General features: G+C 25.4%; 7 protein-coding genes. 6 read left to right on the forward strand and 1 reads right to left on the reverse strand.

The features are described 5' to 3' along the window. Window position 1 precedes the first annotated feature (1 nt). The 4 genes from NV226_RS01125 to NV226_RS01140 are packed head-to-tail and all read left to right on the forward strand — an operon-like array spanning window position 2 to window position 10,127. Complete coding sequence (locus tag NV226_RS01125; protein WP_258211065.1) at window positions 2–4,192, forward strand: hypothetical protein; 4,191 nt, start codon at window positions 2–4, stop codon at window positions 4,190–4,192. Continuing rightward, window positions 4,185–6,347 (forward strand): hypothetical protein, encoded by a 2,163-nt coding sequence (locus NV226_RS01130; protein ID WP_258211066.1) that lies wholly within the window; start codon window positions 4,185–4,187, stop codon window positions 6,345–6,347. Before NV226_RS01125 ends, NV226_RS01130 begins: the two co-directional genes overlap by 8 nt. Window positions 6,348–6,356: 9 nt before the next feature. Then, entirely contained in the window at window positions 6,357–7,100 is a 744-nt protein-coding gene (locus NV226_RS01135; protein ID WP_258211067.1) for a triose-phosphate isomerase, read from the forward strand. Window positions 7,101–7,142: 42 nt separating this feature from the next. Then, the gene (locus NV226_RS01140; protein WP_258211068.1) at window positions 7,143–10,127 is read left to right on the forward strand and encodes a hypothetical protein; all 2,985 of its coding nucleotides are present in this window, start codon (window positions 7,143–7,145) and stop codon (window positions 10,125–10,127) included. Window positions 10,128–10,237: 110 nt separating this feature from the next. Here the strand turns inward: NV226_RS01140 and NV226_RS01145 are convergent, their stop codons facing one another. Further along, on the reverse strand, window positions 10,238–11,806 hold the full coding sequence (locus NV226_RS01145; RefSeq protein WP_258211069.1) for an APC family permease: 1,569 nt from the start codon (window positions 11,804–11,806) through the stop codon (window positions 10,238–10,240). A 288-nt stretch (window positions 11,807–12,094) separates the two neighbouring features. Here NV226_RS01145 and NV226_RS01150 point away from each other — a divergent pair, with 288 nt between their 5' ends. Continuing rightward, window positions 12,095–13,183, forward strand: coding sequence for a M42 family metallopeptidase (locus tag NV226_RS01150; RefSeq protein ID WP_258211070.1), 1,089 nt, complete (start codon window positions 12,095–12,097; stop codon window positions 13,181–13,183). A gap of 752 nt (window positions 13,184–13,935) precedes the next feature. Then, entirely contained in the window at window positions 13,936–15,321 is a 1,386-nt protein-coding gene (locus tag NV226_RS01155; RefSeq protein ID WP_258211071.1) for an APC family permease, read from the forward strand. Window positions 15,322–15,537: the final 216 nt, after the last annotated feature.

Consider the following 15,537-nt stretch of genomic DNA (forward strand, 5'->3'; position numbering starts at 1 on the left):
AATGCATAAAAAATACTCTCATTTAAAAATAGCTTCAGCAATTATTATTCCATCTGTGATTATCAGTAGCACTTTTATTGTCACAAGTATTCAAAAAAAATCTCCTTTTACTCAAACAGTTAGTCCTCAAACTTTTTCATCTAGCACTGTATCTCTTAGTCAATTAACTTTTATTAATCCTGCTCTTTTAAACACCGATTTAAAATATCAAAATGTTGAAAATATTTTTAATAAAAATGGTCATTCTTTTTTATATGCTCATAAAAAAACAAACGGAAATGCAAATGTCATTGATACTGTAGCTTTAATTCAAGATTCAACAAATCAAATGAAATGAGCTGTTGATGCTGAAAAAATTAAAGAAATAATTAAAAATTATAGAAATCAAAAAAAACCTAGCACTCCACCAAGTCACAATCTAGAAAATGTTAAAATCAACAAAGCTGAATATTCTATTTCTTCAAGAAGTTATTATTTAAACGTTTACGTTTATGAAACAGATGAAACTAAAGGACATACAGTAATTTTAAAAATATCAGAATCATCTGGTGATGTTTCTGTTTATTTTGATGCTGCACTAGCAACAGAAAGTAAAATGACTGGTTCACAATCTAGAAAATATGTGAATACTAATTTTTCACAATTTGTGATTAAAACTGATAATCAAAGTACACCTACTTTAATTTTAATTAAAGGTGATTATGAAAAAGCTACCAGTGGAACTAATCAAACAATTGCCATTGAAGTTACTGGTTCTACAGGTGGTTCTGTTGGTGATGTTACCGGTAGAAATGTTTTTGAAACTAGTTTTATAACTCAAGAAAATACTTATTTAAATACAACAGGAAATAAAATTTATGCAACTAATTCGGCATGAATTAATGGTGGATTATTTTTATTACTTCAAAAACGTAATAGTGCTGGAAATACAACAGAAGTAGTGGCATATGCTTATTCAACTAGGGGTAATGGATTTAATGCTCCTTTTAGAACATCAATTAAAAAATTACCTGGAAATGACACTCACTATTCAATAACAGCAATTAAAGGTCAAAATTACTTAGTTGCAAGACAAAATAAAGCAGCGCCAACTACTGGCAATTTTGCTGATAGTGGACCATTATTAGTCCAAAAACTAGATTTAACAATTAATGGAAATAACGCTAATGCTACAGTAACAAACGATCAAAAACAAATAAAATATTTTAACAATGGTTCATTACTAGGAATTAGTAATGTTTATTCAACTACTAAAATTAGTTCTAATGCTGAATTTGTTGCTATAAGTAATAACAATGTACTTGTAACATTAGATAGAAACTTAAATTTTATTGATCAGTTAGCTTTAGTAGACTTACCAAGCAATGTGTCAATAATTGATTTAAAAACAGTTGGTATCAACTACTTTTTATACTTGTCAAATGGTGAAATTTGAGCATATAATAATTCAGGTTTTGCAGGAACTCCAAAAACTTTAGCATCAAATGGTTTAGAAAAACCTGTAAGTATTTCCTTCAAAGATCAAAGCCAAGTAAATAATGGAGCTGCCATTTTTGCTGATTCATTAAACAAATTTAAGCAATCATTTGAAGCTAATTTAAATTCATTTTTAAATATTCAAAGAGCTTATAATAATGTTAGTCCTGTTTTAGAATTTGAAACAGTTGATAAAGAAGTTGCGGATCAAAAGCATAGTCATGAATCGACAATTAAAATATACCAAGTTCTAAGAACTTTAGATGCCAACGGAACAGTTAATCCTTCAGGTAATATTATCGGTGGAAATAAAATCCGTGTCTTTTTAGGTGAAAAAACTTTCCGATTTTTCTTAAATAATCCTGATGTTAAAACCAAATCATTTGTTAGTTTACCAGAAGTTTTAAGACGTTCATTACCTAGTCAAATTGCTTCGATGTATGCAAATAATAACGACGTTTATAATTTATTTTTAGATGTTAAAAATATCGATCTATATGATAAAGCTGGAAATGGAAGTAATATTTCAGTAAGATTAACTCCCAATGACAAAACAGGGCGTTTAACCATTAATTTTAATGTAACTTATTTACATGAAAATGGAAAATTAACTAATAGAAATTTTTCATCTACAATTTCAGGTTTTCCTACTAGTCAAGTTGAAAATTCTACATTGACATTTAATATTAATCCTTTTTCAAAAGATATTTTATCTGAGAAATTCGGAAAAATATTACCTTCTCAAATCAAACCTAGTGAAGTTTTAGATAACTTTATTATTCTTTCACCTTTTCTAAAACAATCAGATTATGAATTATCAATTCTTCCTCAAAATGCTAAAGGAAAAGCACTTTTTAAATTAAAATTTAATTTCAAAAATAATTTAGTTTCTTTATCACAAGAAGCAGATGCAGCTAAAAAAGCTTTACAAGTAACACATGATTCAATTGTTTGAGAAAGTGAAGAAGTATTTAAGAGTAATACTGCTCAAAACCAAAATATTTTAATTAAATTTAATACTTTTGATGAAATCAAAGCTAAAAATCCTTCAATTGTATTACAAAAACCTTCTCAAGTGAAAACTGCCATAGAAAATGCAGGTAATACACAACAAAAACTGAATGCAATTATTGGTTACAATTTTGTTACAATGTCAGATTATGTTAAAGACAAAGTAGCTAACATTATTATTTCAAATATAAATGACTTAACTGGAGAATTTACACTTCAGTTGAATTTTAATAATCCCTTAGGAAATTCATTAAGAACAACTTTCCCACATGACTTTAGTGGTTTCCAAACTGATGAAGCTACTGCAAACGATGTTTATAATATAACTTTTTTAACAAAAGAACAATATTTAGCAACAAATAATGTTTCAGAACAATCTAATATTTTTAATAGATCAGCATCAGATGTAGAAATTTCAGATTTAATGATCAGACAAAGCGGTCAATTGAGTCCTAACGGTGTTTTAGGTGGATTAATTAATTTTTCTGATAACGCCCTAAATTCACAATACAATATCACTTTAACTCCAGAAAATGCAACAGGTAAATTGTTAATTACAATTGTTTTTAACTCATTTATTGAATTAGGTGATGATGGAAGAATTAAAAACATTAGTAATAAAAAAATCGTTCATTACTACGATGGATTTAATAAAACTAATGAAAATGGTATTTTCTTCTTAAATTGATACACTGAAAATGAAATTGCACAAAAAAAATTACCAAATTCAGCTTCAGCTTCTAGTTCATCATCAAACTCAACAAGTAATAATTTTTCAGAATTTACATCTGTTGAATTTGCTGGTTTTTTAAGAAATTTAGAACCTTTAGAATTACTACAATTTTTTGGACAACTTTCTGATGCTGCTCTTAAAAAATATCGTAATGATCCTAACCAATTCCAAGTACAAATTACTCCAAATGCAGATAGAGGTTCATTAAATGTAAGAGCAACATTTAATGAATGAAATAATACAAACGGAATTACAGAATTTTCTCAAACATTTACCGGTTTTAAATTACCAATTGAAGTTTTCCAAACTCAAATTGGAACTTATGATCCAACAAATTCACAATTTTTAGATCGAGCAGTAATTGAAGTTTCTAAAGTAAATAATTTACCTTCTGAAATGACTCCTGAAATGTTAAATAAGTTTTTTACTTTCCAGGATAATATTTTAAATAATTTGGAGAAAAAAATTTATTTCTTATATGATGATAGTACAGGAAGTGGAAAATTTGTTTTCTTTATTAAAAGACCAAGTAATTTAGTTCCAGAAAATAGTGATACTAATAATACAGAAACCAATTTAACTACAACTGCAGCAATAAGATCATTTAATAATGTTCAAACTATTGCAGCACCAAATATATTTGATGATGAAGTGGAAACACACGATTTTCAAATTAGTAGATTAATACCAATAAGTGAGTTAGTTGCAGAAGGTTATGTTTTAATGACAAATCCATTGCAAAATGTTACAGGATTTAAAATTTATAAACCAGAAGAAAAAAGATTTGAAAGTATTGTTAATTTATCACTAGCAATAGGTTTACCAATCATAATTTTCTTACCTTTAATTATCATCTTATTTGCTATTCGTCAAAAACCAATTATTCTTTTTGTTCAAAGTAAAATAATTAATTCATTATTTAAAAAACGTAAATTAGACAAAAAAAGGGAAACAATAGAAGAAGATGAGTAAAAGAGAAAAAACCGTTTTTTTAAATGTTCCTAATTTTGGTGTTAATTTAAATAAAGATTCTGAAAACAATTTGTTTAAATACATTAAAATGTCTAACTTTAAAAAAATTATTAACATTTTTAGTGTATTGCAAATTATTGATTTTAAAACTAAAACTTTAGATTTTAGAAAAGAATTATTTGATGCTTTTAATTTGCCATATCAAAATTTTTTACAACTTAATAATCTTAATTCCAAAGTTAATGAAGTTGTACGTTTTGCTGCAAAAAAAGAAATAATAAAGAATAATTATATTTTTCTTTATTTACATTTAGATAATGAATTTGATTTAAATAATGCAGATGCATTTATTGAATTTTTAGAAAATCTTCAAAAAAAACTTTGACCTAAAGCCAAGGCACAAGATAGAAAATTTCGATTTTATTTAAATTTATTAATTGATAAACCTATTTTTAACTGAGCATTTTTAAAAAGAGCAATTTTTAAATTACAAAAAAGTACATCTACGACAGTTATTATTCATAAATTTATTCCTAGTGAAAACTTATTAGCTGATAATTTTCAAGCTGCTAAATTTTATGAATTAATTGAAAACTGAAACAATCCTGAAAAAACTCAAATCATTAGTTCAATTTGAAATGCTGTTGCCGATATCAGTAAAGACCATTCTTTTGAAAAAACATTTTTATATGATAGAGACAATGACAAAAAATTAAAAGAAAAATTCGCAATTTTTGTTTCCTTCCAAACAGATGAATTAAGTGATTTTTATACTTTTTATCAACAAGAATTTCCAGATATTAATAGCTTACATATCAATCTAGATGATTGAAGTTTCAAAGCTAATGATGAAAAAGTTGGAATTAAAGAATTTCAAGAACTGGAAACAGTTTTAATTTCTAAAAATAAAAGAAATAATTTTTTAACAGGTTTATTTCCTCATCATTTAGATCATATAATCATAAGTCCTGCCAAAGATAATCCGTATTATTTTGTGCGTCAAAGTGCTAAGTTGTTTTATGAATCTTTAAAACAACAAGTTAGTCAAAACAAAAAAACAATTGTTTTAAATTGAAATATTTTTCAGGAAGTAAAAGAGCATTTTTCATATAAATTATGAATGTATGCAGCTATGGTATTTGATGTTTATATTTCAAAAATCCTTTTTTATTTAAGTAGAAAAAATATTAAATGAATTTTATTTTCCGATGAAATTGGTTTTGAAAGATTATTTTCTATCCAATTGGATGAAGATATTAATTTATTTTATTTAAGTAACCAACTAACATTAAAAAATACTTCTAATACAATTGATGCCGAAAAATTTAAAGATGTATTAGTTAGTTTACTTTCTAAAAAATATAAATCAACTTTTAGTTTAAATTTGTTTGCTTCAATAAAGGTATCTAACAAATTAAAAAAAATTGAAGCAATTAATTCAGATAAAGAATTAATTGAACATTTAAATTTAAAAAGACTACAAAAAACAAATAAAAAAGCATTTGATGAATTTGTTAATTTTGCATCTAGAATGCAAAAAAGAGAAATAAATCACCAGTTTAGAATTATCACTAAGGGAATTGCTAATCCCCAAAATTATTCACTATCTTTAAATACAGAAAATATGTATTTAGCAATGTATTTCCATGAGAAAGATTTATATCAACTTCCAGTAAAGAACATTAAGTTGGGTGATCTTATTCTATTTTATAAATCTGCAGAAATGTTTTTAAATTTATTAAAAGAAGGAAAAAACGCAAACTTATTTTATAAAGCATCTGGTGAAGGAAGTTATAAACGTGAATTTTTCAATCGTTATTCTTCATACATTAATCAAGCTGTAAAAAGATATAAAGAATTAGAAAATCTGCCTGTAGCTTCTAGAGTAAAATATTTAAGAAAAAGCTTTTTAGAATTAGAAAATTTATTACTAAATTTACAAAATATCAAAATTGCTTCATTAAAAGAATTAGAAGATAATTATGCTTTCTTAAAACGAAAAGAAAAAGAAGAACTTCTAATTAAACAAGAAATTGAAAGAAAAGCCGAAGAACTTTTAGAACTAAGTAAAAATGAATCTAATTTAAATCTTAAATCTGAATTTCAACTTTTTGAAGATAAAAAGTTTAACAAAGATTTAAAAGACAAAAAATAAGGAGTTAATATGAAAAAAATTATTTTCAATTGAAAATTAAATATGAACTATTTTACAATTAGGCAATTTATTGAAAATTTAGAAAAACCTTTAGATAAAAACTTTATCATATTGCCTTCTTATTTTGGTATTTTTAACTTACTTTCAAATTCAAAAGGAAAAATTGATATTTCACAGGTTGGAGTGCAAAACATTTCTGCTAATGCAACAGGAGATTTTATAGGTAAAGTTTCTTTTGTGGAAGCAAGAGAAGTAGGAATTGACTATATTTTAGTGAATCATCCATATATTTTAAAAAATTATATCGATGAAAAAAATAGCCATTCAATTAACTACAAATTAAAAGTTTTATTAGAAAATGATTTTAAACCAATTATTTGTATTGGAAATGAACTACAAGAAAAAGTTACTGATATTGAAAAAGTAATTACTAATGAAGTAAAAAAACTTTTTGAAAATATCCAACTAACGAATTCAAACGAATTAATTTTTGTTTACATGCCTTATTTCTATGCAGCAAACAATGTTGCCATTGATAATGCAGAAATTGAAAGACAAGTTGGCATTGTTAAAAAAGTAATAAAAAAACAATTTGGAGAATTTTTATCAGAAAGCAAAATTTTAGTTCTTTATGGTGGATTATTCAATAAAGAAAGTAATGAATTACCTATGATTGACGGAATTTTCTTTGACCACTGAGAAGATGTTGAATATATTCAAAAAATAATTAAAAATACTAAATTTGGGAATTAATAAAAAATTGATCAGTATTTGTTAAAAGCTAAAGGATAGAAAATGAAATATAAAAATAAAATTAGAAAGACGATGATTAAAGGTCTTATTCCTTTAACTATTTTTGCTGCTTCTTTTGGTATAAGTAGTACAGTTTTTATCAATCATTTTATTAAACCAAAAAAAATAGCTCCAAAAACATTTAATTCTGAGACAATACAAAATCAACAATTAACCAAAAAAAATAAAAATGTAATTGCTACTTTAGATGGTTCTTCATTTATTCAAAATGAAGGAAGAATACTGAAAAAAAGAAATATTAATGGTGCTCTAGAATTAACAATTACATTGCAAGATAGTTCAGATGCAGTTTTAAGTATGGCTAATTTTGAGTTTTTAAATCAATCTTATCTTGCTTTAATTACCAAAAATGCTAAATTAATTATTTACAATTTAGCAAATCCTAAAAAAGCTTTTAAAGAATATCAAATCGATCAAAGCATTAATGCTTTTTCCAAAAATAAAGACTTTTTAATTTTATATAGTGATCAAAATTCAGTTAATAGTTATTCTAAAGCTCAAAAACTAGATTTCAATAATTTTCAACTTAGTGATTTAAACATTGAAAAAACAGCAAAAAATAGTGAGCTAATTATTAAAAATATTTTTTATATTGCTCCTGATGTAAATTTAATAGCTTATATTAAACCAGAAATGGCAAATCTTTCTACAATTGCAAATGATACAAAATTTAGTGAAATACAATTTGATTTTGTTAACAATGAGATGCAAATTAGAAAAGATGCTGGTATTCCAAATTGAACAAATCAACCAATTAAATTTTCAAAAGCTTTAGCTTATAATGAAATTAATTTAAGTAATAAAGAAAATTCACTAGATTTACTTGCTAATATTGATTTAGCTTCAGTAATTTCTTTAGGTGAAAAAATTATGGTAATTAAAGGAAATCTATCAGCAGAATTTTTTAATACACCTCCAAATAAAATAATTCATGAAATTATTTTTCAAACATCAAACGCTAAAGTAATTTTTGCAGATGATAGAAATATTTATAACTTTAATTACAATACCGGTTTTTTTAGGTTAACTCATAATTTAGATACTTTTTTGGACAAAAATATTCAACTAAAAGATATTAATTTAGTAACAATTAAAAATGAAGAAGATCCATTCTTATTGTTGGTAAATAGAGAAAATGAAGATTCTTTAATTTATGGAATTTCTTTTGAAAGACAAGTATTATTAGATGATAATCTTGTGTTTCAAATTAATATTAATAGACGGAATTTTCAAATTAATAGTGCTACAAACATTCCTTTACTAGCTTCTAATTTGAAAACCAACAATATTTCTATTACTAACATTACAAATGAAAGAAAAAGATATTTACCAACTGGAAAATTAAAGTTTGTTGATTTATCCTTAGAACCGAAGGCAGAAAATAGCACTGCAGCAGTTTTAGTAAGATTAAATAGCTCAGCTTGATACAATTCAAGTTTAAATGTTTCTTCTGATTTTTTTATTGAAATCAATAACTTTAATTCAGTTGCCAAAGAAATGGGATCAATGTGAATTGATCAAAGAGCATTTAGCAATTTTTTAAATGTTTCTCTGGTGCAAATGACACCTGCTTATTTAAAAGATTTAGTAAAACCTCTAAATCTTCTTCCTTTAGAAAATGAATATTTAAAAGTTAATTCAATTGATTATTTTGTGGAATATTTATCACCAAATAATGACATAATAACAATTGGAGCTTTCATTAATTTCTTGGATTTATTAAACAATTCGATTCAAACTTTTAAAATTAGTCAAAGTTATTTAGCTAACATTAGTACTGAAAAGGTTTTCACCATAGTTGGTGAAAGAATCAACCAAGCTGATGAAAATAATGAAGAAAATATTATTGATATTAGAGAAGCAATTGCCGATTCAGAAGGAAGATTGCCAGCTAATTTAAATAACTTTTTACCATCTTATTTTTATCGTTCTATTTCTGATAAACTAGATCCTACTGTAGAAGAAATTAATGCTTTTTTACTAAGATTTGTTAAAAAAATATCTAATTTAAATGTAAGTATCACAGCCAATGCAGATGATAGAGCAGGTACTTTGAAATTAAATTTTAATTTAGATGATAATGTAGCAACTCAAAATGGTTTCTTTTCATCTAAATCAATTACATTTGTTAATTTTAATAAGATTTCAGATTTTTATGTTAATTTCCGTGGTGCTACAGAAAATAATGCCGATGTAGTAGATATTTCAAAAATTAATAATCCCATTTTTGCAGAACAATCACCTTTTACTTTAGTAACAGGCTTTAATTTAAGAGATTTATTTTATAATCAATGACCTTTTTCAATCACTTCAGATGAAAAAGAAGCCGAAAATATTCAAAACAATATTAAAGCTTTAATTAATACCAACCTAAACTTAATGAATTTTAACCCTGAATTTGAAACTTCATCTAATACTTCAATTGAAGCTATGTTACTTTCAATTAAAGATGGAATATTAAAAATAAAGATTTCTTACCCTGCAATAACAAGTGAATTAAGTACTGCTTTAGGTTTAGATCTAAATAAATCTAAAGAGGTAACTTTCATTAATTTACCTAAAATTAATGAAGTTTTTAATATAACTATGGATAATGAAAAAGTCAATGAAATTATTGAAAAATATGATTCAGAATTTACCATTGATGAAACCAAAACAAAAGAAATCTTTGAAGCTATGAATATTAATGGATATGATAAAGATCAAGATTTAGCTTTTGATCTTAAATGAGATGGTGAAATATTAAAAATTAATGCTAAAGCTAAAAGAAATAATTTTAATAGTTCAGGAGTTAATTTCTTACCTGTAGAATACAATTTAGAAATGTCTTGAGTAGCTAAAAATTATCCTGGACATGTCAAAAGAATTGTAAGCATCACCGTACCAATTTTAGCTATTTCAATCAGTTTATTTATAACACTGATTATAATTTACAAAAGAAAAGTCAAGTTAAGAAAATACTTCTAATAGCAAAAAAGTTAACTCAAAAACAGGGTTAACTTTTTTTAGCGCAATTTAAGAATAAAAAAACTTTGAACCCTAAAGCACAAAGTTTTATAATAAAATAATTTTAAATTTTATTTAACTTGATTTTGATCTGAAGTTTGGATAATTTCACTATCATCATCCAGATTAGGACCCGCAATTTCATCAAAATCTTTGATTAAATCTCTTTTTTCAAAGATTTTAACAAGTCAATAATTTATAAATGGTGCAATAATTAGAATTGCTAAAAAGCTTAGTCATATTGCTAATTCTTGGGCAGCTGATACAACAACGCCATTATCAAAGAAAACACCTCATGAAGAAGTATATGTATCTTCTGATAAAGCTAAAACTAGTAAAGCAATATTGATGATAAAAGCAGCAATAAATCCCAATGATCCAATAATTGATGCTGTTCAGATTAAAAATTTATTTAATCCTTTTTTGTTTTGAGCTCTTTGTTCTTCAATTCATTCCGGATTCTTAACTTTTTTAATTAAGTAAAGAATAATTGTTACACCATGTAAAGCAAAAAAGAAAACAGTTGGTAAATTTGAAAATCCATCAATAAATTTATCTGTATTTAAAATAATTGTTGGAATAAAAGTAGCTAGTGCTCAAACAATCATTGTTCCAGCTGTTAAAATAGCAGTTGTTACATTTCTTGATCTTTTTTTGCTTAAGGCTGATATTCCTAGTAGTAATTTAATTCTTCTTTGTTGCTCCATTTCCGCAACAAATCCCGCTGAAAATCCGTTAATAACTCCGTAAGTAGAAATTAACAAAAAGAAGAAAGTAAATATAATAATAGGTTTTTTAGCTTTTTCTGGCAATGAGTCAGCTAATAAATTGTGAATTTGACCTTGATTGTGTAAGATAGAAGAAATGGCAATTAATGTGTATAAAACAATAACAGCCAGCATTCCAAAAATAACAATTAAAGGAATATTTTTATTAGGTTTTTTAACTTTTTTACCAAGTGAACCAACTGTTAAGAAAGCATCATAAGCAAACAATACAGCAGGTAAAGCCATAATCATCTTTTTAAAGTCAAAACTTTTTTCTGTTAATGCAAATGCGTTTTCTCCACCAATAGAGTGAGTTTGAAATGCAATAATACCAATGAAAATAGCCAACACTAATGGAACAAATTTTAAAATTGTTGTTACTGCTTGAATTCATCCACTTACAGTTGTAGAAACAAAGTTAACTGTTACAAAGAAAGCGGCAGTAAAAATTGTAATAATTACTAAATGTCAAATTTTAAATGCTGATATATCAAATTGGAAAGCATTAGCTAAAAAGAAAATTAAAACTTCTGCCCCGAAAAAGGCAAGAATAACACACAAAATTCCAAAGTAAAAGAATGATCATCCAAAAGAAATGAAGTATCCATATCCTTTACCTCCTACTTTGTGAGCTCAGTTAGCTAAACCAGTTAATTTAGTATTTTTGAAAAATCCCATTTCCGAAAAAGAGATAGCAGCTGCAGCTGCCATAACTCCACCCACGATTCAGGCTGCTAATCATGTTCATCCTTCTGAATCTACTTGTCTTTGAATTGAACCGTTTTTAAAGAAAATTCCAATTCCAATAACAGAACCTAATAACATAGTCAGAGCTAGTCAAAAACCTATTTTTTTTGCGCTTTTTTGCGTCATAGATCTCCTTTCAAATATTTTTATTTTATTTATTGAAATAAAAATAAAAATATTCTTTTTTCCAAAAATAATTAAATATAAAAAATTACTAGCAAAATTGCCTGGTAACTATATTTAACTTGATTTTTGAACAAAAGAATATTGTAGACATTATATCATATTTTTCAAAAAAACAAAGCCTTTGTTTTTTTGACACTCTTTTTTCAATAAAAAAGTTAAAATTAAATCAATATAATTAAATTTGTTAGTAAAAGAAAGCTTATTGCTTTGATTTTAAATGAGGTATATATGAAAAATATTGATCATGAAAAAATTTTTTCAAGATTAAAAGAATATATGGAAGTACATGGTATTTCACGATATGAAGATGAGGTTGTAGCATTAATTAAGAAAAATACAGCTCAAGCTAATGTTGAATATACAAGAGATGGATTAGGATCCCTGATTATGACTAAAAAAAGTCATAATCAGGGTCCCAAAATCATGATAAGTGTGCATATGGATGAAGTAGGTTACATTGTTTTAGATATTTTAGAAAATGGACAATTAAGAGTGCAATCTGTTGGTGGAGTTTGACCTAATGTTGTTGTAGGTTCAAAAGCAAAAGTAGTTACTACAACAGGCAAAGAATATGCAGGAATTTTTGGTCACACTTCAATTCATATTTTAGAACCTGAAAAAGCTAAAAAAGCTGTTACAAATAAAGATTTATTTGTAGATTGTGGTTTTGATAATAAAAAGATAGCTGTAGCAGCAGGAGTAGAAATAGGAGATAAAATTTATATCCATGGTCCCACTTTGAGACTATATAACAAAAATCTAGTCGCAGGTAAAGCAATGGATAACAGAGCTGGAATTACTGTTTTAGATTTTATTATTAATGAATTATCAAATGAAACTTTACCAAACCAAACCTACTTTGTAGCTTCAGTTCAAGAAGAAGTAGGAACTCGTGGAGCTAAAACTTCTGTAAGTATGATTAATCCTGATGTTGCAATTGCAATTGATACAACAAGTTCATATGATACTTATTTATCTGGAACAGGAGAAAATAAATTATCAAAAGGTGTAGCACTTAGAGTAGCTGATAGAGGAACATTAATGGATCCCAAGTTAATTCAATATTTTAAAGATTTAGCTCAAAAACATAACATTCCTCTATACAAATTTGTAGCTCAAGGCGGAGGAACTGATGCTGCTGAACTACAATTTGGCCGTGGCGGTGTTGCTACAATTTGCTTGTCAATTCCCCAAAGATATCTTCATTCACCAATTGGTGTTTGTGATTTAGAAGATTTAAAAAATAATATCGTTATAGTTGTAGAATTTTTAAAATCATTCGATCAAACCGCACTTGATAGTATTAAGTACAAGTAATATTAAAGACACGGAAGTGTCTTTTTTTAACATTAAATTTTAAATTTAATCATTAACAAAAAAGAAGCCGCCCAAAGCTTAGAATATGGGCGGCTAAATTATAATAATGTGTTAATCAACACTAGTATTCTTAAAGTTTATATATATTAATAAAAAAGAGGATAAAACTTAAATAAATATTAAAATAAAAAGGTTATAAATATAAAATAATAAAAACTTCAAACCTAAAATTAGGTAATTATCCATACTGTTGTTTTTAATAACAACAAAAATACAAAATAACCATTTTGAATTTTTGCAATAGCCCTAGAAATAAGCTATTGCTTCAAAATTATAACATCATTTTTAACAGAAAATAACTAATTTTCACCCTGTAAAAAATCATTTTTTTACTAGGTTTTTCCACAAAAAATAAAAAGTTAATTTTTATTATTTTTTTTATTTAAAAAACGATTTTTTTAGAAAAAATGAAAATTAATTTTTAAAAATAAATTTTGTAAAAAAAGAAAAAAATATTTAAAACTTTAAAATTTGAACAAATTTTTAGACAAAATCAATTAAAAGAAATAGGTTTTCTACGGCTTATTTCTAACAGAAAATACATCAAAAAATAGCTAAATTATTTAAAGTAAGCATTTGTTTTATTTTTTCTTTTTATTATATTTTGCATAATAAAAAGAAAAAAACTGCTTTTTCTCTATTTTTTCTTAAAAAAATAAACTTTTTATATTTTTTTGTGTAAAATTGAAACTATGTTTTTGAAATTTTTAAAATTTGGTGCAAAAGGATCAACCGATGCAAGATTTACTGAAAAACAATTTTTTGCTTTTAGTTTAAATTTTGTGGTTGGTTTTGGTTTTATTGCCACTATTGGAGATATTGTTAGCTTAGGTGCTTGAGGAATGATTGTTTTTGCCATTACTGCATTTGCAGCAATGGGAACATCATTGGCTTTTGCTCGAGTTTCTGAAAGATATCCAAATGAATTAGGAGGATCATATGGATATGCTAAAAAAGCTTATAAAAGTAAAATAGCAGCTTTTTTGCAAGGATGAAATGTTTTATCACAAGTTGTAGTAGGTTCGAATAATACTCCTCTATTTATTGGAGCATTATTATCTTATTTTGATCCGGCTAGATCAAATATTTATAATTTAATATCACTAGGAGTTTTTATTTTTATTATTTTCTTAGTGACATTAGGTTTAAGATTATCAAAATGATTAGTTTTTTTATCTAGCTCTGTTAAATGATTAACAATTATTACTGGAATGGTTTTAGTTATTATTTTAGCTGCAAAAGATGGAAATTTTGTAGATAATATATCAAATAATAAATACATTTCTCCGGCAGTAATTATTGGAACAAGCTTAACATTTATGTATGCTTTTGGTGGTTTTGAATCACTTGCCGGTTTATCAATGGATGTAAAAACCAAAAAAATTCGTATTTTATTAGTTAAAGTATTTGCAACAGTGTTTGTTTTATACTTTATTGCTTATCTTGCTTTCTTATTTATCAATGTAAATCGTGATGTACCACTAAACTTTAGAGGTATTTTCCAAATAAGTTTTGGTGCTACAGGAATTGTTTTATTTACAATTGGGATTTTCTTTAACCGTTTTTCTGCCAGTGTTTCTAATGTTTTATATTATTCAAAAGTTTTTGCTTCACTTTCTATAGATGGGTATTTACCAAAAATTTTTTCAAAAATAAATGCAAAAGGTCAATACGGAAATGCTTTGTGACTAATTTCATTTAGTACTTCAATTTCATCTCTTTTACTTTACTTTTTACCTCGATGAATAGGAATTGAAACAGGATTTGATACTTTTATTCAATCAACAACTATTTCTATGTTTATTCAATTTATTTTAACGATTTGAACTGTTTTATACTTATCAACGCAAAGTAAAATCAAAATTCCTTTTTGGGAAAAAGTACTTTATTTCTTAACAATTTTCTTATTAACTTATATTTTATTAATTTTTGTATTTCCCCCAGCATTAGGAGATGCAATTAATTGATCAAATTTATTCGCATTTTTAATTTGATTAGGAACAATGTTATTAGGATTCTTAATTTCATTCTTTACAACATTACTGAAAAAAGTTCAATTTTTCAAACAAAAACAATAATATAAACAAAAAACATTAAAAAACTAATTTCTATCAGATTTTTAATGTTTTTTGTTTATATTAAAATTTTATTTTCAAAATTACACCATTTTTTTCATTTCAAGTAAAAAATGTGTAAAAGTCTTATTAAAAAAAAAAAAAAAAAAGCCAAAATTTTATATAATTAATTACATATTATCTAGACTATTAAAAGTTAAAGTTGTTTTAACTTTTTTA

The sequence above is a fragment of the Mycoplasma iguanae genome (assembly GCF_024722375.1).
Taxonomy (GTDB): Bacteria; Bacillota_I; Bacilli_A; order Mycoplasmatales; family Metamycoplasmataceae; genus Mycoplasma_M; species Mycoplasma_M iguanae.